Annotated in this window: 18 protein-coding genes and 6 tRNA genes; 23 read left to right on the top strand and 1 reads right to left on the bottom strand. The window is 51.9% G+C overall.

Features of this window, described 5'->3' with window-relative positions:
• Positions 1–56: 56 nt before the first annotated feature.
• The 6 genes from PGL01S_RS28175 to PGL01S_RS28150 all read left to right on the top strand — a co-directional run bounded on the left by PGL01S_RS28175 (position 57) and on the right by PGL01S_RS28150 (position 594).
• Positions 57–133, top strand: a tRNA-Met gene (locus PGL01S_RS28175).
• 7 nt (positions 134–140) lie between these two features.
• Positions 141–216 (top strand) — tRNA-Val (locus tag PGL01S_RS28170).
• A 23-nt stretch (positions 217–239) separates the two neighbouring features.
• Positions 240–316: transfer RNA gene (locus PGL01S_RS28165), tRNA-Asp, on the top strand.
• 19 nt (positions 317–335) lie between these two features.
• Positions 336–411: transfer RNA gene (locus PGL01S_RS28160), tRNA-Phe, on the top strand.
• A 9-nt stretch (positions 412–420) separates the two neighbouring features.
• Positions 421–504 (top strand) — tRNA-Tyr (locus tag PGL01S_RS28155).
• Between the two features lie 14 nt (positions 505–518).
• Positions 519–594, top strand: a tRNA-Lys gene (locus tag PGL01S_RS28150).
• A 109-nt stretch (positions 595–703) separates the two neighbouring features.
• Here PGL01S_RS28150 and ssuE read toward each other — a convergent pair.
• Positions 704–1,258: an NADPH-dependent FMN reductase gene (gene ssuE, locus PGL01S_RS28145; protein WP_164775614.1), complete on the bottom strand. Its 555-nt coding sequence runs from the start codon at positions 1,256–1,258 to the stop codon at positions 704–706.
• Between the two features lie 186 nt (positions 1,259–1,444).
• On the opposite strand from ssuE, the gene PGL01S_RS28140 reads away from it, so the two are divergent.
• From PGL01S_RS28140 to hisJ, 17 genes are all read left to right on the top strand, one after another.
• On the top strand, positions 1,445–2,392 hold the full coding sequence (locus PGL01S_RS28140; protein WP_127498629.1) for an MraY family glycosyltransferase: 948 nt from the start codon (positions 1,445–1,447) through the stop codon (positions 2,390–2,392).
• Positions 2,393–2,468: 76 nt separating this feature from the next.
• The gene (locus PGL01S_RS28135; protein WP_127498625.1) at positions 2,469–3,611 is read left to right on the top strand and encodes a PucR family transcriptional regulator; all 1,143 of its coding nucleotides are present in this window, start codon (positions 2,469–2,471) and stop codon (positions 3,609–3,611) included.
• An 87-nt stretch (positions 3,612–3,698) separates the two neighbouring features.
• Positions 3,699–4,820, top strand: coding sequence for an ABC transporter ATP-binding protein (locus PGL01S_RS28130; protein ID WP_127498623.1), 1,122 nt, complete (start codon positions 3,699–3,701; stop codon positions 4,818–4,820).
• A gap of 181 nt (positions 4,821–5,001) precedes the next feature.
• Positions 5,002–5,544: a sigma-70 family RNA polymerase sigma factor gene (locus PGL01S_RS28125; protein WP_127498621.1), complete on the top strand. Its 543-nt coding sequence runs from the start codon at positions 5,002–5,004 to the stop codon at positions 5,542–5,544.
• Positions 5,531–6,925: a DUF4179 domain-containing protein gene (locus tag PGL01S_RS28120; protein WP_127498619.1), complete on the top strand. Its 1,395-nt coding sequence runs from the start codon at positions 5,531–5,533 to the stop codon at positions 6,923–6,925. Before PGL01S_RS28125 ends, PGL01S_RS28120 begins: the two co-directional genes overlap by 14 nt.
• Before the next feature lie 124 nt (positions 6,926–7,049).
• Positions 7,050–7,988 (top strand): HPr(Ser) kinase/phosphatase, encoded by a 939-nt coding sequence (gene hprK, locus PGL01S_RS28115; protein WP_116394270.1) that lies wholly within the window; start codon positions 7,050–7,052, stop codon positions 7,986–7,988.
• A 54-nt stretch (positions 7,989–8,042) separates the two neighbouring features.
• Positions 8,043–9,005 (top strand): prolipoprotein diacylglyceryl transferase, encoded by a 963-nt coding sequence (gene lgt / locus PGL01S_RS28110; protein WP_127498617.1) that lies wholly within the window; start codon positions 8,043–8,045, stop codon positions 9,003–9,005.
• A 29-nt stretch (positions 9,006–9,034) separates the two neighbouring features.
• A complete protein-coding gene (gene ppaX, locus PGL01S_RS28105; protein WP_127498614.1) occupies positions 9,035–9,688 on the top strand; it encodes a pyrophosphatase PpaX in 654 nt (217 codons plus the stop codon).
• 4 nt (positions 9,689–9,692) lie between these two features.
• Positions 9,693–10,223, top strand: coding sequence for an acyltransferase (locus PGL01S_RS28100; protein ID WP_162862778.1), 531 nt, complete (start codon positions 9,693–9,695; stop codon positions 10,221–10,223).
• A 316-nt stretch (positions 10,224–10,539) separates the two neighbouring features.
• Positions 10,540–11,763 carry an ATP phosphoribosyltransferase regulatory subunit gene (locus tag PGL01S_RS28095; protein WP_127498612.1) on the top strand — a complete coding sequence of 408 codons (1,224 nt, stop codon included), beginning with the start codon at positions 10,540–10,542 and terminating at the stop codon, positions 11,761–11,763.
• On the top strand, positions 11,760–12,404 hold the full coding sequence (gene hisG, locus PGL01S_RS28090; protein ID WP_127498610.1) for an ATP phosphoribosyltransferase: 645 nt from the start codon (positions 11,760–11,762) through the stop codon (positions 12,402–12,404). Before PGL01S_RS28095 ends, hisG begins: the two co-directional genes overlap by 4 nt.
• Positions 12,405–12,449: 45 nt before the next feature.
• On the top strand, positions 12,450–13,736 hold the full coding sequence (gene hisD / locus PGL01S_RS28085) for a histidinol dehydrogenase (RefSeq protein ID WP_127498608.1): 1,287 nt from the start codon (positions 12,450–12,452) through the stop codon (positions 13,734–13,736).
• Positions 13,737–13,781: 45 nt separating this feature from the next.
• Positions 13,782–14,378 (top strand): imidazoleglycerol-phosphate dehydratase HisB, encoded by a 597-nt coding sequence (hisB, locus tag PGL01S_RS28080; RefSeq protein WP_280525720.1) that lies wholly within the window; start codon positions 13,782–13,784, stop codon positions 14,376–14,378.
• A 1-nt stretch (position 14,379) separates the two neighbouring features.
• The gene (hisH, locus tag PGL01S_RS28075) at positions 14,380–15,003 is read left to right on the top strand and encodes an imidazole glycerol phosphate synthase subunit HisH (RefSeq protein WP_116394263.1); all 624 of its coding nucleotides are present in this window, start codon (positions 14,380–14,382) and stop codon (positions 15,001–15,003) included.
• Positions 15,004–15,050: 47 nt separating this feature from the next.
• Complete coding sequence (gene hisF, locus PGL01S_RS28070; RefSeq protein WP_127498604.1) at positions 15,051–15,809, top strand: imidazole glycerol phosphate synthase subunit HisF; 759 nt, start codon at positions 15,051–15,053, stop codon at positions 15,807–15,809.
• The gene (hisIE, locus tag PGL01S_RS28065; protein ID WP_127498601.1) at positions 15,806–16,507 is read left to right on the top strand and encodes a bifunctional phosphoribosyl-AMP cyclohydrolase/phosphoribosyl-ATP diphosphatase HisIE; all 702 of its coding nucleotides are present in this window, start codon (positions 15,806–15,808) and stop codon (positions 16,505–16,507) included. Before hisF ends, hisIE begins: the two co-directional genes overlap by 4 nt.
• A 25-nt stretch (positions 16,508–16,532) precedes the next feature.
• A complete protein-coding gene (hisJ, locus tag PGL01S_RS28060; protein ID WP_127498599.1) occupies positions 16,533–17,339 on the top strand; it encodes a histidinol-phosphatase HisJ in 807 nt (268 codons plus the stop codon).
• The last annotated feature ends 41 nt before the right edge of the window (positions 17,340–17,380 follow it).

Raw genomic sequence — 17,380 nt, 5'->3', positions numbered from 1 at the left:
TGCTCTGATCTTACAGTACTCCTACGGACTGTAAGCGACACTAGTAGGACAAGCGTGGCGGTGTAGCTCAGCTGGCTAGAGCGTACGGTTCATACCCGTGAGGTCGGGGGTTCGATCCCCTTCGCCGCTACCATATATCAGGAGGCTTAGCTCAGCTGGGAGAGCATCTGCCTTACAAGCAGAGGGTCGGGGGTTCGATCCCCTCAGCCTCCACCATATAAGTTTTTGCAATGATCCATGGAGCTGTGGTGTAGAGGCCTAACATGCCTGCCTGTCACGCAGGAGACCGCGGGTTCGAATCCCGTCAGCTCCGCCATTTTTTTGCCCATATGCAAGGCTCGGTAGCTCAGTTGGTAGAGCAGAGGACTGAAAATCCTCGTGTCGGCGGTTCGATTCCGTCCCGAGCCACCATTTGCTTTTGGAGGGTTAGCGAAGTGGCCAAACGCGGGAGACTGTAAATCTCTTCCTAACGGTTCGGTGGTTCGAATCCATCACCCTCCACCACTTCTCATTATTGAGAGCCATTAGCTCAGTTGGTAGAGCACCTGACTTTTAATCAGGGTGTCGAAGGTTCGAGTCCTTCATGGCTCACCATTTATTCAAACGTTCAACCCGTAGACTCCGGTCTGCGGGTTTTTTGATGTTTTATACTGATATTAAAGAAAGCCTGAAGGATAGGATCCCTCAGGCTTATTTTCATTGCTTATTTAATTTTGCGAATACGCAGTTCTTCAACAATCTCGGCCACCGAAGCATCCAGGCGTTGTTTAAGGTCTTCATTCAGTTCAAACTGCGATTCGCCAACGCCGGCATCGATACGGGCGATCTGCGAGTCAATGGCGTAAACGCCGCTGCCGAAATGCTTGGCATTAAGCGAAGAAAGAACAGGCTTAAGCGCATAGTCGATCGAGAGCAAGTGGGCAATGGTTCCGCCGATGAACAGAGGGGTAACGAATTTATCGGTAAGGCCTTTTTGCGGGAGCAGGTCCAGGAAGGTCTTGAGTACGCCGGTGAAGGATGCTTTGTAAACCGGGCTTGCAATGATAACAATATCCGCAGCTTCAACAATGGCAGCAGCCTCAACGATAGTCGGGCTATCGAAACGCGCATGGATAAGGTCCTCAGCTGGAAGAGAAGCCACCGTAATATGATTGAAGGAGATGCCTTTATCCGACAGATGCGATTCCACATATTGCGTAATACCTGCTAAACGGGATCCGGGATTAGGGCTTCCGGACAAAATAACAACCTGAGACATCATATCCACTCCTTAATTATATAAATTCCGATATGTAAACTATGGATTAATCCTAACATGAGAATTTCCAATCGTCAAACACATTATAACGCTGACGGGAAAGATTTTAATCATTTTTTTCCTCAGGGTAGGGAACAATGTTGAAAGCTATAACAATTGATGTGACAGACGAAGGGGAACATTCGAATGACGTACTGGCTGGCTGTAGGTATGAGCGCTGTTCTGACGATTGTTTTTGTACCCGTTATGCAAAAAATAGCGCTTAAATACGGAATCGTAGATCGTCCGAACTGGCGCAAAATTCATAATCGGCCCATACCTTTAATGGGCGGAGCGGCATTGTATGTGGCATGCGTGGCTACGATTATTGCTTTTCAAGGTATAACGCCACTGAGTTTAAGCATTACGGTTGGCGGGGCTCTGCTTGTATGTATCGGGCTCATGGACGATGCCTCCAAATCGAAGGGAAAGGATTTTCCGATCTGGCCTAGGGTCATTATTTATTTGGGCGTATCGATGATTCCCCTGTTTTTCGGCATACATATGGACGGCATCATGAATCCGGCTAATGGCCATTTTGTTGGCTTCCCGGTGTGGTTTGATGCGCTTGGCACGATCATTTGGGTGTTTGCCCTTATTAATATGATCAACTTCATTGACGGGGTAGACGGACTTGCCTCCGGAGTATGCACGCTGTCCTCCATGACTTTGTTCGTTACGGCACTCATTAAAGGACAAGGGGATATTGGAGTAACAGCAATCATTATCGGCGGCGCCTGTATCGGCTTCCTGATCTATAATTTCCATCCTGCCCGGATTTTTATGGGAGATGCCGGAGCAACGTTCCTGGGCTATACGCTTGCCGTTATCGCCATCGATGGCGCATTCAAGAAAGCAACCTTCATCACGATACTCGTTCCGTTGCTTGCTCTAGGTCTTCCTATTCTGGATACGGTAATTGTTATGCTCCGCAGGCTTGCTACCGGGAAGGGCCTGCATCAGGCGGATAAGCTGCATACCCACCATGCCTTAATGCGCTGGGGGCTGACGCAGGTGCAGACCGTCTCCTTCATGTATTTGATTGCGGCGCTTTTCTCTTTGCTCTCGATCCTGCTGCTAGTAATGAAAGGCTGAACCAAGCAGCGGTTTTGTGTTACAATGACGAAAAATAAAGCGTCATTCTTGGAGCTGGAGATTGGAGTAATGTAAAATGAGCACGACAGATTGGTTAACCCCGCTGCAGCACATTTTGAACTGTCAGGTTCGGTTCATTACGTTCTCATTATCGGACTGGAAGGGCCTTGTGCAGCAAGCGGATACAAGCTGGGCTTACGACGATAACCGCGATAAGATATCGGAAGGCAATCGCGCAGCGAATAACGGAAGGACATGGATTGTTGTTAAAGTGTCGGGCAATGCGGTGGAAACACTGGAGATCGACGGAGAGCTAAAGCAGGCAGAGGCGGAGTTGATTACGTGGACCCTGCAGTGGAATCAGGCCCAGCAGCAGCTGGCCCCCAAGCCGAGTACACTTTCCGAGAGCGAGTCATTCGCCTTAAAGCTTAGCGAGTGGATACAGCAGCAGCTTGAATCGGAGGAGCCTTCGTATTCGATTCCCGATCATCTGACGGCCGGCGGCAAGCTGTTCGCGGAGATGATTCCTTTCTTATTAGTAACGGAATACACCAACGGCAAGCAGGCATCCTACCCGGAGCTTGAGAAGCTTCTGCGCTCTTTCCTTGCCGAGGATATTCTGCTTATTCCGTTGAAAAATCAAGAATGGCTGATTTGGGGACCTGTCTCCCTGTTGAAAGAAGCCGACAGCGAATTTATGGAAGATGAGGACGAAGAAACGGTTGAGGACAGCCTGACTTCTATCTGTCATGGCTTGCATGAGATGCTGGCGAGCGAATGGATCGGCGAATGCCATCTGGCCGTCGCGCATCCGGTATGTCCGGCCAAAGGAATCGTGGAGACAACCGTACTGCTGCGAGAGACGATTAACCTTGGCCGCAAGTTCCACGTAGGGACAAGCATTCATCTTCCGTGGATGCTGCAGCTGGAAAGACTGCTCAACGCTATTCCGGAAGTTCAGCGCTCAAGATATCTGGAGCACGCGCTTAAACGCACGGAGCTTTTTGTCGAGGCGGAGATGCTTGCAACCCTGGAGACCTTTTTCTCGCTTGACTGCAATGTGAGCGAAACCGCAAAGAAACTTTATATTCACCGGAATACGTTATTATATCGTTTAGATAAGCTGAAACAGGAAACCGGATTGGATGTTCGCCAGTTCCGGGATGCTGTTTTAGTCAAAATAATTTTACTATTGTACAAAGTTACGAAAAGGAATTAGTTTTTTTGTAAAGTATGTGCATAGTCACAAACGGGCCTGTGAGATAAGATATACCCATAAGAAATTTTCTTTTAGGGGGACATTCAAATGGCAGGCGTACGTTTAGAAGGCATTTACAAAAAATACCCGGGTTCCGACAAAGCTTCGGTAACTGATGTTAACCTTGACATTAAGGACAAAGAGTTTTTGGTACTGGTAGGACCTTCCGGCTGTGGTAAATCGACAACTCTTCGTATGATCGCAGGTCTTGAAGAAATCTCCGAAGGTAAGCTTTACATCGGCGACCGCGTCGTAAACGACGTAGCACCGAAAGACCGCGACATCGCGATGGTATTCCAATCCTACGCGTTGTACCCGCACATGAACGTTTATCAAAACATGGCGTTTGGTCTTAAACTTCGTAAATTCAAAAAAGCAGACATCGACAAACGCGTTCGTGAAGCTGCTAAAATTCTTGATATCGAGCATTTGCTGGATCGTAAACCAAAAGCTCTCTCCGGCGGTCAACGTCAACGTGTAGCTTTGGGACGCGCTATCGTTCGTGAACCACAAGTATTCTTGATGGACGAACCACTCTCCAACTTGGACGCTAAACTTCGCGGTCAAATGCGTGCTGAGATCAGCAAGCTGACTAAACGTCTTGAAACAACTACTATCTACGTAACGCATGACCAGATCGAAGCAATGACAATGGGTGACCGTATCGTTGTTATGAAAGACGGTTTCATTCAACAAACAGCTTCTCCTGAAGAGCTGTACAACCACCCGGTAAACATCTTCGTAGCTGGCTTCATCGGCGCTCCTTCGATGAACTTCATCACAGGTACGCTTGCTGATCAAGGCGGTACACTGAAATTCAAAACAACTGGCGTTGACGTTGTTGTGCCTGAAGGCAAAGCAGCTACTCTTCGTTCCAAAGGTTATATCGGCAAAGAAGTAATCCTGGGCATTCGTCCGGAAGATCTTCACGAAGAGCCAGTGTTCCTGGAAGCTTCCGCTAACACAATCGTTAATGCTAACGTTGAGGTAGCTGAGAACCTTGGTCACGAAATGTACCTGTACCTGAACGGTATCGGCTCCGACACAGTTATCGCACGCGTTGACGGTCGTTCGACACTGCGTGACGGTTCCAGCGTTAAGCTTGCTCTGGACATGAACAAAGTTCATATGTTCGACAAAGAGTCCGAGCTGAACATTTTCGAGAACTAATTCTTACTCTTACAACAAGGTCGTCTCCCTTTGGGGGGCGGCCTTTTTTACCTCTATTGGGGTTGTTCATTATTGGACAGTCCAATAGAGGTTTTTTGCATGGTTCAAAAATAAAAAAACCGAAATTGCCATTCAGGCGTCTAATACATAACGAAACAGGAGGATTGGAAAGGGAGGGACTATGGACAGAGATGAATATGCGGCGGCAGCAATAAAAGGGGACGACGATGCGCTAATTGCGCGTATTCAAATGGATCAGAGCCGTCTCTACGGCATTGCTTATTCTTATATGCGTAATGAGACCGATGCGCTTGAAGCCGTCCAGGAAACAACCTTCCGGGTATGGAGTAAAAGGCGTTCCCTACGGGACCCGAAGGTTTTTACGACTTGGGTTACGAAGATTCTTATCCGAGTGTGTCTCGATGAACGTAAAAAACGACTCCGTGAACGTCCGCTGCGTAACGAGCTTTTGGAAAGAGATGCTCAAACGGCTGATGAACATGGCATTGACCGTCTGGATATGGCGGTTCAGTTGCAAGCGCTGCCCTCCAAATACCGGATGGTTATTGTACTGAAGTATTACCGCGATATGACGATTACGGAAATTGCCGAATTGCTGGAGAAGCCGGACGGAACGATTCGGACATGGCTTCATCAGGCCCTAAAGCGATTAAGGGCGAATAGCGCATACGGAAAGGAGGGGATGAAGGTTGAGTGGGAATAAGCCGGAGCTTGAACAGGGAATGGATCAGCTTTTACAAGAGGATAAGGCAGCGGTACAACGGATATTAAACCAAGCTTCGGACGAATCCTTTGCTGCAGCGGTTAGAATAGGCGTGCAGAAGGGAAGACAGCAGCTCAAGAGAAGGAAAAGAAGCAGACTGACTTTGCAGATGGCGACAGCGGCAGCCTGCATACTAGTTCTGCTTACTGCTTGCATCCGGGTATCCCCTGCTTTTGCGGAGCTGATGCGAGAGATACCGGGTTTGAATGGGGTTGTTGAGTTAATCCAAGGGGATTCCACGCTGACAAGTGCTATAAACCATGAGTTTATCCAGCCGGTCAACAAGTCGGTCAGTAAGAATGGTTATACGCTGAAGGTGGATGGGATTATGGCCGATCAGCAGCGGATAGTCATTTTTTATACAGCCGAGGGGCCGGAGATTAGTAAAGATGCATCTGGAACGGAATACAAAATTGCGGATGGTAATGGGGATTCATTAGAAGCCATGATAGGAAGCAATTATTATAGTATCGGAAAGACGGAGACGGAACAGGATACTGCGAATAGTATCCATGACATGGTGGATATTATGTTGGGTGACGGCGTTCCTGTCCCGAGCGAAATCCAGTTTAGCCTGAAGCTCGGCGGTGAATGGCATGAGGTAGATATTGCGGTGGATCGTAGCCGTTTTGAGGAATTAAGGGAAGATATCGCTTTAAATAAGACCATTGATATAGGCGGGCAAAAATTCATCATTGAGAAAGCACTTGTTACGCCATTACAAGCATCTGTAACGATCCGGAAAGTACCGGATTCACGGATGCGCGCCAATCATTTTGTTCAATTAGCTCTCGTCGATGAGAAGGGGCGCCGTTGGGAGACAAAAGGCGGCTTCGGGATGCTGGACGATGGAACAACAACGCTCACGTTCCAGAGCAATTATTTTGAAAGACCGAAGCATCTAAGCTTGGTGGCTGATGGATTGCTGTTATCTCCCAAGGATCAAAAGTTTGTCATTAATACAGAAACCGGAGAAACATTGGAGACGCCGGATGACCGAATCCAATTAACGAGCGTAAAGGCAACCACTTCAGGGATCAAATTATCAATTGAAGCAAAGCATCTAAGTGAACCGGAGCAAGGGTATGGTTATTGGCTGCTTGATTACAAAGCGACATTTCATGACGCAACGGGTGCGGAATTTAGGTTAAAGGAAGGGGATGGCGTGCAAAGCAGCTCGAGAGGAAATGCAGACGGTTCCGGAGGAACGTACGAAGCCTACTACACCATTCCCGACAAACCGTATAAACAGCCGTTAACTTTTGAACTGTATCAATACCCGGGATATGTCGAACAACCCGTGAACGTGGCTATAAAATGACGAAAAGCGCTGAGCGACGGAGAAACGTTGCGTTCGGCGCTTTTTTCCTTTACGATGAAGCTATTGGTAATGGATTACACCCTTCATATAACTTAATTGGGAACGCAAGTGAGGAGGCCGTTCGATGGCTAAGAAAGTAAAAGTATCGGAGCTAGTACAACATTTCTCGATGGAGATCGTATCCGGCGAAGACGGCTTGAAGCGTTCTATTCTGGTTGATGATCTGTATCGCCCGGGTCTGGAGATGGCAGGGTATTTCGATTATCATCCGCATGAGCGGGTGCAGCTGCTCGGCAAGACGGAGCTTACGTTCCTCAGCACGCTGACAAGCGAAGAGCGCAGAAGCCGCTTTGAACAGCTGTGTCACGAGAATACGCCATGTATTATTTTAACCCGGGGATTCGAGGCGCCGGATGAGCTGGTCGAGTACTCCAACATGACGCAAATCGCAGTGCTTCGCAGTAATGTGGCGACAACGATCCTGCAGAGCCGGATTACGGACTTTCTGGAGAAAAAGCTTGCCCCAACCGCAACCATCCATGGGGTTCTGGTAGACGTATACGGTGTCGGAATGCTTATTACGGGCGGCAGCGGCATCGGTAAAAGCGAAACAGCGCTTGAGCTGGTTAAACGTGGCCATCGCCTTGTAGCCGATGATGCGGTAGAGATCCGCCAGACCTCCGATGGGCAGCTGTTCGGCAGCGCGCCGGAGCTGATTCGCCATCTGCTCGAGATTCGGGGCTTAGGTATCATCAACGTGATGACGCTGTTCGGTGCCGGAGCGGTACGGACAAGTAAGCGGATTACGCTTGTTATCAAGCTCGAGAACTGGCAGCAGGACAAACAGTATGACCGTCTTGGCCTGGATGAAGAGAAGACGAGAATCATTGATACGGATGTACCGCTTGTAACGGTACCGGTTCGCCCTGGCCGAAATCTGGCTGTCATTATCGAGGTTGCGGCCATGAACTTCCGTCTGAAGCGAATGGGCTATAACGCCGCTCTGCAATTTACGAATAAGCTGACCGAGACGATTGCCGAAGATACGGATGACTTCGATTGATCGTTATAGGGAAGACAAAGCAGAATAGACCTTTTATAGAAGGAGCACGGAACAATGAATCTGTTAATTGATCCAACGGCATTTTCCATCGGGGACATTCATGTGCGTTGGTACGGGATCATTCTCGGTACGGCGGCTCTGGTTGGCTTGCTTCTTGCCGTACAGGAAGGGAAAAGATTCGGCATCAAGCCGGAATTTTTCATGGACCTGCTGCTGCTTGGCGTGCCTTCGGCCGTCATCTGCGCGAGAATTTATTATGTGGCGTTCACTTGGGACGAGTACAAGAACAATTTCGTGGACGTATTTAAAATCTGGAACGGCGGCATAGCCATCTACGGCGCCTTGATCGGGGCGTTTCTATGCGGATTTTTCTATTTCCGTTACAAAGGCTATCCGTTCTGGAGAATGGTAGATATTTGCGCGCCCGGACTGCTGGCCGGCCAAATGATTGGCCGTTGGGGCAACTTCATGAACCAGGAGGCCTATGGCGGTCCCGTAGACGAGAGCTTCCTGCGGAATACGCTGCATTTGCCTGATTTTATCGTGAAGCAAATGTATGTCGCCAGTGAAGGCGTCTATCACCACCCGGCCTTTTTGTACGAATCGCTGTGGAGCTTGGTAGGCATTATAGTTCTGCTTGTCATCCGCCGTCAGAAATTCCTTCGTGCCGGTGAGCTTGTAGCGATCTACTTCATCTGGTATTCGATTGGACGGTTCTTCATTGAAGGCATCCGTACGGACAGCTTGGCCTTCCAAGGTCCGGGAGCATTAGGTTCCCTCATGGATGCTCTGTGGACGCCAATGACTTGGTTCGGTTTCGAACAAGGCTTCCTCGATCCGGCTTATGGCGATGTGCGGATCTCGCAATTGCTTGCGGTACTGCTCGTTATTGCGGCAGTTATCTTTATCGTTGTCCGCCGCGTAAACGGTTGGGCAACTGTGCGTTACAACGATCCGATCGTATCCACGAAGGAAACATCGGCGCCTGTATCCGACGCAAAAACGGACAACCTGTAAGTCTTAACAGCAGTAGGAGTGAAGCAAGCATGACGAGCAATATCAAAACGATGCTATTCGATCTGGATGGCACGATTATGGATACGAATGAGCTGATTATCCGTTCCTTTATGGAGTCGCTGAAAGGCTTGGTACCCGAAGACTTCGGAAGAGAGCATATTATTCCGAGCATGGGTCTTACGCTTGAGGCGCAATTTCAAAATTTTACGGGCCTTACGGATGTCGGGCATCTAATAAAGGCTTACCGTACCGTAAATACAAAGCTTCATGACGAGCTGCTGCGGCCATTCCCTTATACGAACGAAGTCATGAAGGACTTGCATGAGCAGGGCATTCAGATTGGCGTTGTTACAACCAAGATCCGGATGTCGACGGAGCGGGGAATGAAGTTTTGCGGGCTGTACGATTATGTAGACGCGTTTGTTACGGTGGATGATGTCGTTAATCCGAAGCCGCATCCGGAGCCCGTTCTTATGGCACTGGAGATGCTGGACGCGGACCCGGCCACAACGATTATGATCGGCGACAGCGCCGTCGACATGATCTCCGCCAAGGAAGCGGGCGTAATTCCCGTTGGAGTAGCCTGGTCCCTTAAGGGCGGGGAGCTGCTGAAGGAGAACGGAGCGCAGTATATCATCGATGATATGCGCGAGTTGTACGCATTCGCGGGAATGGAGCGATAGCCTTGTGCGGAACGTGGAGCGTTATCCGGTTGAGGGGCCTAATGCCCTATGGCAGATGTACCGGACGGTTAGCCGGTTTAAGGCGGTTCGTAATTTTATCGCTATCCAGGCGGCTCGGTACTGCCCGGAGCTGACGGTGAAGAATTGGATCTACCGCAATATCCTCGGCATGAAGGTTGGGAAGCAGACGGCTTTTGCCCTGATGGTGATGGTGGATGTTTTCTTTCCGGAACGGATCGAAGTTGGGGATAATACCATAATCGGCTACAATACAACGATTTTGACCCACGAATATTTAATCAAGGAATACCGGCTCGGCGCCGTGAAGATTGGCTCGAATGTGATGATTGGCGCCAACTCCACCATCTTGCCCGGTGTGACGATTGGGGATAATGCCGTTGTTGCGGCCGGTTCGGTCGTTCATAAGGATGTGCCCGCGAATACGTTTGTAGGCGGCAATCCGATACGGGAGATCAGTCGGACGGACGCCGGAGAGCGCAAGGATGAAGATAAGCGGGTCTTGCTGAGATCATAGCGGCCGGCAGCGGCTACAGGGGAAAAGCCTCACTATTCGCATCTCTTGAGAGAGCGGATAGCGGGGCTTTCTTGCTGGATATTTCGTTTGGAGGACGTATCCGGTTCACCTTGAATTCTAAGTGTTTATAAGTTTTCATAAAAACACGGCTTAGAATTCTCCGCATTGAAACGCGCTCTTCCGCCTTAGGGTGGCGGAGCCGTTTCACCTTGACGGAAGGCAATGTTCATGCTAATATTACGATTAACATTTTATTTTGGTAGCATGGTAACATGGTAGCGCTTTAATATACTAAAGTATTTGAAGGTGAGTAGAGATGTCCAAACCTAAAGTTTTTGAGAAGCCAATTGGCGTAAAAGATTATCTCCCCGGCGCGGTAGCGAAGCTCCGCCATATTGAACGCGATGTGCTGGCCTGCATGAAAGGCTGGGGCTACGAACAAATTATTACACCAACAATGGAATACTACGACACAGTAGGCGTCGCGAGCTCGACATCGGACCAGAAGCTGTTCAAGCTGCTCAATAACCGGGGTACGACACTCGTGCTGCGTTCGGATATGACAGCTCCGATTGCGCGCGTTGTATCCTCGCTGTTGAAGGAATCGCAGTTCCCCCTTCGTTTGTCCTATCACGGCAACGTATTCCGCTCGATCGAAGAGGAGTCGGGGCGCGAGGCGGAGTTCTTCCAGACGGGGGTAGAGCTCGTTGGCGATGCGTCCGCGGAAGCCGATGCGGAAGTGGTGGCACTGGCTATCGCTTCGCTTAAGGCGGCAGGCGTTGACCGGTTCAAAATCGCGATTGGCCATGTCGGCTTCCTGAACGGCTTGTTCGAGGAGACGCTGGCGGGACGAGTGGAAGCGCAAGAGCAGCTGAAATCTTGTCTCTTGAACCGCGATTATGTCGGTTACAGAGAAAGCCTTCGCGGTCTTAAGCTGGAAGAGCCGGTTCAACGCGAGCTGGAAGGAATTCTTCGTCTGCGCGGCGGCCAGGAGATCTGCGAGCAAGCGCTGCAGCTAAGCGCTGATGCGACTGCCCAGGAGTCGATCCGCCATCTCTGCGAGATTTGGGATGTGCTCAAGGCATACGGCGTATGCGAGCATGTACTGATCGACCTGACGATGATTGGCGATTTCTCCTATTATACCGGCATGACGTTTGAGGGTTATGCGGCGGATCTTGGCTTCCCGGTAGCAAGCGGCGGACGCTACGACAATCTGCTCAGCCAATTCGGACGTCCGGCACCGGCTACGGGCTTCGCGCTGAAGACTACGCGTATTCTGGAGCTGGTAGGCGCGGAAGAGGACACAGCGGGCACTACGCGCGTCCTGATCGGTTATGACGGCGAAGGCCGTGCGGCTGCTCTGGCATCGGCACAGCAGCTTCGCGAGCAAGGTACAGCCGTTATTACGGAGCGTATGACGGAAGAGGATTGGAAAGAGCTTGGCGAAGGCTCGTTTACTTATAAAGGCGTAGCCTATACGAAGGGACTGCCGTTCATCGGCGGCGTGGAAAAGGCGACAGGAGGCAGCAAGCGATGAGCGAGGCGAGAAAAGATATTTTAAAGGTTGCGATGCCGAAGGGCCGCATCTATAAGCAGGCTTCGAAGCTTTTCCGCGAAGCGGGTCTGCCGATCCCAAGCGACTTCGACGATACGCGCAAGCTGATTATCGAGCTTCCCGAAGTGGGCATGGAGTTTATTATGGCAAAGCCGGTTGACGTACCGACTTACGTGGAGTACGGCGTGGCCGATATCGGGATTGTAGGCAAGGACGTACTTATGGAAGAAAATAAGGATGTCTACGAGCTCCTGGATCTGGGAATCGCGAAATGCCGCATGTCCGTTATCGGATTAGCGGATTGGAAGCCGGTTATTAACCCGCGGGTTGCAACGAAGTATCCAAACGTAGCGTCGCAATATTTCCGCGAGCTGGGTCAACAAGTGGAGGTCATTAAGCTGAACGGCTCGATCGAGCTGGCACCGCTTATCGGTCTGGCTGACCGTATTGTCGACATGGTGGAAACGGGTCAGACGCTGCGCGAGAACGGACTGGTCGAGATGGAGCCAATTTTTCCGATTACAAGCCGTCTGATCGCGAACCGCGTCAGCTACCGGATGAAGAACGAAGCGATTCAAAGCTTGTGTGACCGCCTGCAGGATACGATTGCGGCTAAGGTCTGACACGCTGGACATAAGGGATAAAGGTGAGGAAGGGGACGATAGCTTATGCGGATAATGAAGGCGGAGCAGTTTGGGCTGCAGCGCGAGGTGGAGTACGGAACGCCGGAGCAAAATGAAACGGTCCGTCAGATCGTCGAAGCGATCAAGGAGGAGGGGGACGCGGCGCTGCTGCGTTATACGGAGCAGCTGGACCGCGTCCGGATTGACGCGTCATCGCTTCGCGTGACGCAGGAAGAGATCAACGCGGCGTACGGGAAAGTAGACGCCGCGTTCCTCACGGCGATCCGCGAGGCAGCCGTGAACATTCGCGTATTCCACGAGAAGCAGATGCGGAACTCGTGGATGGACCTGCAGCCGGACGGTACGATGCTCGGGCAAATTCTCCGGCCGCTGAAGCGGGTCGGCGTATACGTGCCCGGCGGCAAGGCGGCGTACCCGTCGTCCGTGCTGATGAACGTTATTCCGGCGCAAGTAGCCGGCGTGCCGGAAATTGTAATGGTGACGCCGCCTGCAACCGGCGGCAAGGAAGGAATCGACCCGTATATTCTCGTAGCCGCCGCGGAAGCGGGCGTGAAGGAAATGTACCGGGTCGGCGGCGCGCAAGCGATTGCCGCACTCGCTTACGGCACGGCAACGATTGCTCCGGTCGATAAGATTTGCGGACCGGGTAACATCTATGTCGCGCTGGCGAAGCGGACGGTATTCGGCGCCGTTGACATCGACAGCATTGCAGGCCCAAGCGAGATTGTCGTGCTGGCCGACGAAGGCGCGAACGCCTCGTATATCGCGGCCGACCTGCTGTCGCAGGCGGAGCATGACGAAATGGCTTCCGCGATCCTTGTAACGCCTTCGGAGACGCTCGCGGAAGCGGTAGCCGCCGAGGTGGAACGTCAGCTTGCCACCCTGCCGCGGGAAGCGATCGCGCGCGCATCCATCGACAGCTATGGCGCTGTTCTGCTCGTGGAATCGATCCAAGCAGGCATCGACGTCGTAAACAAGCTGGCGCCGGAGCACTTGGAAGTGCTGACGGCCGATCCGATGAGCCTCCTTGGCTTGATCGAGAATGCCGGCGCGATTTTCCTCGGACCTTACAGCTCGGAACCGGTTGGCGATTATTTTGCCGGACCTAACCATATCATCCCGACGAACGGAACCGCGCGGTTCTCCTCGCCGGTGAACGTGGACGATTTCCTGAAGAAGTCGAGCCTTATCTACTACAGCAAGGAAGCGCTGCTGAAGAACGGCAACAGCATTATGACGCTAGCGCGTCATGAAGGGCTGGAGGCGCATGCCCGCGCCATTCAGATCCGTTTGGAGCAGGAAGGCAATTAATAGGCAGCAGTCATAACCATTCATAATAGAAAGAAGGAATTGCAAGTGACGGATACAATACGGAAAGCGGAAGTTGCACGCAAAACCAATGAAACGGACATTAAGCTGAGCTTTGCGGTTGACGGCAGCGGCGAAGCGAAACTCGAGACGGACGTTCCGTTCCTGAACCATATGCTTGACTTGTTTACAAAGCACGGCCAATTCGACCTTACCGTTGAAGCGCGCGGCGACATCGATATCGACGATCACCATACGGTAGAGGATATCGGCATCTGCCTCGGTCAAACCCTGCGCGAAGCGCTGGGAGACAAACGCGGCATCAAGCGTTACGCGAGCGTATTTGTACCGATGGATGAGGCGCTGGCTCAAGTCATTATCGACGTCAGCAACCGTCCGCACTTTGAATACCGGGCGGAATATCCCTCGGCGCAAGTGGGCAGCTTCGAGACCGAGCTGGTTCACGAGTTCCTGTGGAAGCTTGCGCTGGAAGCGCGTATTACGCTGCACGTCATCGTTCACTACGGCAAGAACACGCATCATATGATCGAAGCGGTGTTCAAAGCCCTGGGACGCGCGATCGACGAAGCAACTACCATCGATCCTCGTGTACAAGGAGTGCCTTCAACGAAAGGAGTGCTGTAGCATGATCGCGATCATCGATTACGGCATGGGCAATCTGCACAGCGTAAGCAAAGCTGTGGAGCGTCTTGGGTACGAAGCGGTTGTAACGGCTGATCCAGCCGTTATCGCGGCTGCGGACGGAGCGATCCTCCCGGGCGTTGGCGCGTTTGGAGACGCGATGGAAAATCTTCGCGAGACGAAGCTGGACGAAGTGACCAAGGCTTATGCCGCTTCCGGCAAGCCGCTGCTTGGCATCTGCCTCGGCATGCAGCTCTTGTTCAGCCAGAGCGAGGAGCATGGCGTAAACGAGGGCTTGAACCTGCTCCCGGGCAAGGTCATCCGCTTCCAAGGCGATTACAAGGTGCCTCATATGGGCTGGAACAAGCTGAGCTTCCTCCAGTCCGACAGCCCGCTGTTCAAAGGGCTCGAGGAGGGCCATGTGTACTTCGTACACTCCTTCCACGCGAAACCGGAGGTCGCCAGCGACCTTCTCGCAACAACGGATTACTATCAGCAGGTAACGGCTATTGTCGGCCGCGACAACGTGCACGGCATGCAATTCCATCCGGAGAAAAGCAGTGACCTTGGCATCAAGCTGCTAGGCAACTTCCTTGCTTTAACGGGAAGCCCGGTAACGCAGCGATAAAATAGATCGGTTTTTCAAAGCAAGAACGAGAGGGGAGCATGCACGAGATGCTGGCGAAACGTATTATTCCATGTCTGGACGTGAAGGACGGAAGGGTTGTCAAAGGAGTCAACTTCGTGAACCTGCGCGATGCGGGGGATCCGGTTGAGCTTGCGTCCACTTACGATCGGGAGGGCGCCGACGAGCTGGTTTTCCTCGATATTTCGGCTTCGGTTGAAGGCCGTGCCACCATGATTGAGGTCGTAAAGCGGACGGCCGGAGAGATCACCATTCCGTTTACGGTTGGCGGCGGGATCTCCCATGTTGACGATATGAAGCGGATCCTGCGCGCAGGCGCGGACAAAATCGCGATCAACACGGCGGCGGTTCTGAATCCTTCCCTAGTCAGCGACGGTGCCCGCAAATTCGGCTCGCAATGCATTGTCGTAGCCATTGACGCGAAGTACAACGAAGCTTGGGGCGAGTGGGAAGTATTCACGCATGGCGGCCGCAAGGAAACGGGCATTAAAGTGCTGGAGTGGGCGAGTGAAATCGAACGCCTTGGAGCTGGGGAGATTCTGCTGACCAGCATGGATGCGGACGGCACGAAGGACGGATTCGATCTGAAGCTGACCCGTGCGGTTTCGGATTCGGTCGGCATTCCGGTCATTGCATCCGGCGGAGCGGGACGGATCGAGCATTTCTGCGATGTGTTCGAGGAAGGCCGCGCGGATGCGGGCCTTGCCGCGACGATTTTCCACTACAAAGAAATGACGATTCGCGAAGTGAAGGATGATCTCAGGCAGAAAGGCGTGGAAGTGCGATGACGGAACAATTGGCAGAGCTTATCAAGTGGAGCGAGGACGGGCTTGTTCCGGCTATCGTGCAGGACGCGCAGAGCAAGGAAGTCCTGATGCTGGCCTATATGAACAAGGAGTCCCTGAAGCTGTCGGCGGAATCGGGAGTAACCTGGTTCTGGAGCCGTTCCCGCAATGAGCTGTGGAACAAGGGCGCAACCAGCGGCCATACTCAGCAGATCCGTTCGATGTCGTATGACTGCGATGCGGATACGCTGCTTGTACGCGTCGATCAGAAGGGCCCAGCTTGCCACACCGGTTCATACTCCTGCTTCTTCAACGAGATTGAAGTAGCCGGGGCTGAGAATGCTGCCGACGCTGAGAAGGCGTCCTCCAATGACCGCTTCGGCATTCTTGGCGAGCTCGAGGGCGTCATCGCACAGCGTTACGCGGAGCGTCCGGAAGGTGCTTACACGACGTATTTGTTCGAGAAGGGTCTCGATAAAATTTTGAAAAAAGTCGGGGAAGAAGCAACCGAAGCGATTATCGCTGCCAAAAACGGCGATAACGACGAGCTTCGCTCCGAAGCAAGCGACCTGTTGTTCCATCTGCTCGTACTGCTGCGGGAACGCGGCCTGCCGCTTGACGACGTTATGGCGGAGCTGCAAAGCCGCCACGGCAAGCCTGCGTCCAACAATGCGATGAGAAGAGAACAAGCGGGCAAATAATTTTTAAGAGAAAGGCCGGTATGCCATGTTTATCGATTATCATACCCATCACGCCCGCTGCGGCCATGCTGTCGGCTCGCTGGAGGAATACGTACGGAAGGGGATAGAGATCGGTCTTGCGCAGATCGGTCTTTCTGACCATATGCCGCTGCTCCATGTGGACCCGGCGACGTATTACCCGGAAATGGCGATGCCGATGGAGGAGCTGCCGAGGTACGTGGAAGAGTGTCTAGCCCTGAAGGAGAAGTATAAAGGCCAGATTGACGTCCGCGTCGGCCTTGAAGGCGACTATATCGAAGGCCAGGAAGAAAAAATTGAAACGATCATCCATGCTTATCCGTTTGATTATGTGATTGGGTCGGTGCATTTCTTGGGAGAATGGGACATCACCGATTTCCGTCAGACCCATGGCTGGGAAGGCAAGAACCGGATGAAGGTGTACGAGCAGTATTACGATGCGGTGGCGAAAGCGGCGGCGACGGGCTTTTACGACTACATCGGACATATCGATGTCATCAAACGCTTCGGCTTTAAGCCCGAGGAGGACGTTACGCATCTGGAGAATGCCGCGCTTGAAGCGGTGAAGCGTCACGGCATGGCAATCGAGCTTAACGCATCGGGTCTCCGGATGCCGGTAGAAGAGATGTTTCCGAGCCGCAGAATGCTCGAATACGCCAAACAATTGAGCATTCCAATCACGATTGGGTCGGATGCGCATCAGCCAGAAAGACTGGGACAATATTTAGATCAAGCGCGTGCGGTGTTGAAAGATGTCGGTTTTTCTCAGCTGGCGACCTTTGAACGGCGAAAATTGGTATTAGTCGATTTTTGAATTATGGTAAATTAGATGTATAATGATATGGAACAAGCATG

It is taken from the genome of Paenibacillus glycanilyticus NBRC 16618 (assembly GCF_004000805.1).
In the GTDB taxonomy this organism is placed as follows: Bacteria; Bacillota; Bacilli; order Paenibacillales; family Paenibacillaceae; genus Pristimantibacillus; species Pristimantibacillus glycanilyticus.
This window is presented reverse-complemented; position numbering and strand designations above follow the sequence as displayed.

Coding starts and splice junctions, on each gene's coding strand:
- ssuE (WP_164775614.1), bottom strand. CDS start 1,258: ATGTCTCAGGTTGTTATTTTGTCCGGAAGCCCTAATCCCGGATCCCGT.
- PGL01S_RS28140 (WP_127498629.1), top strand. CDS start 1,445: ATGACGTACTGGCTGGCTGTAGGTATGAGCGCTGTTCTGACGATTGTT.
- PGL01S_RS28135 (WP_127498625.1), top strand. CDS start 2,469: ATGAGCACGACAGATTGGTTAACCCCGCTGCAGCACATTTTGAACTGT.
- PGL01S_RS28130 (WP_127498623.1), top strand. CDS start 3,699: ATGGCAGGCGTACGTTTAGAAGGCATTTACAAAAAATACCCGGGTTCC.
- PGL01S_RS28125 (WP_127498621.1), top strand. CDS start 5,002: ATGGACAGAGATGAATATGCGGCGGCAGCAATAAAAGGGGACGACGAT.
- hprK (WP_116394270.1), top strand. CDS start 7,050: ATGGCTAAGAAAGTAAAAGTATCGGAGCTAGTACAACATTTCTCGATG.
- lgt (WP_127498617.1), top strand. CDS start 8,043: ATGAATCTGTTAATTGATCCAACGGCATTTTCCATCGGGGACATTCAT.
- ppaX (WP_127498614.1), top strand. CDS start 9,035: ATGACGAGCAATATCAAAACGATGCTATTCGATCTGGATGGCACGATT.
- PGL01S_RS28095 (WP_127498612.1), top strand. CDS start 10,540: ATGTCCAAACCTAAAGTTTTTGAGAAGCCAATTGGCGTAAAAGATTAT.
- hisG (WP_127498610.1), top strand. CDS start 11,760: ATGAGCGAGGCGAGAAAAGATATTTTAAAGGTTGCGATGCCGAAGGGC.
- hisD (WP_127498608.1), top strand. CDS start 12,450: ATGCGGATAATGAAGGCGGAGCAGTTTGGGCTGCAGCGCGAGGTGGAG.
- hisH (WP_116394263.1), top strand. CDS start 14,380: ATGATCGCGATCATCGATTACGGCATGGGCAATCTGCACAGCGTAAGC.
- hisF (WP_127498604.1), top strand. CDS start 15,051: ATGCTGGCGAAACGTATTATTCCATGTCTGGACGTGAAGGACGGAAGG.
- hisIE (WP_127498601.1), top strand. CDS start 15,806: ATGACGGAACAATTGGCAGAGCTTATCAAGTGGAGCGAGGACGGGCTT.
- hisJ (WP_127498599.1), top strand. CDS start 16,533: ATGTTTATCGATTATCATACCCATCACGCCCGCTGCGGCCATGCTGTC.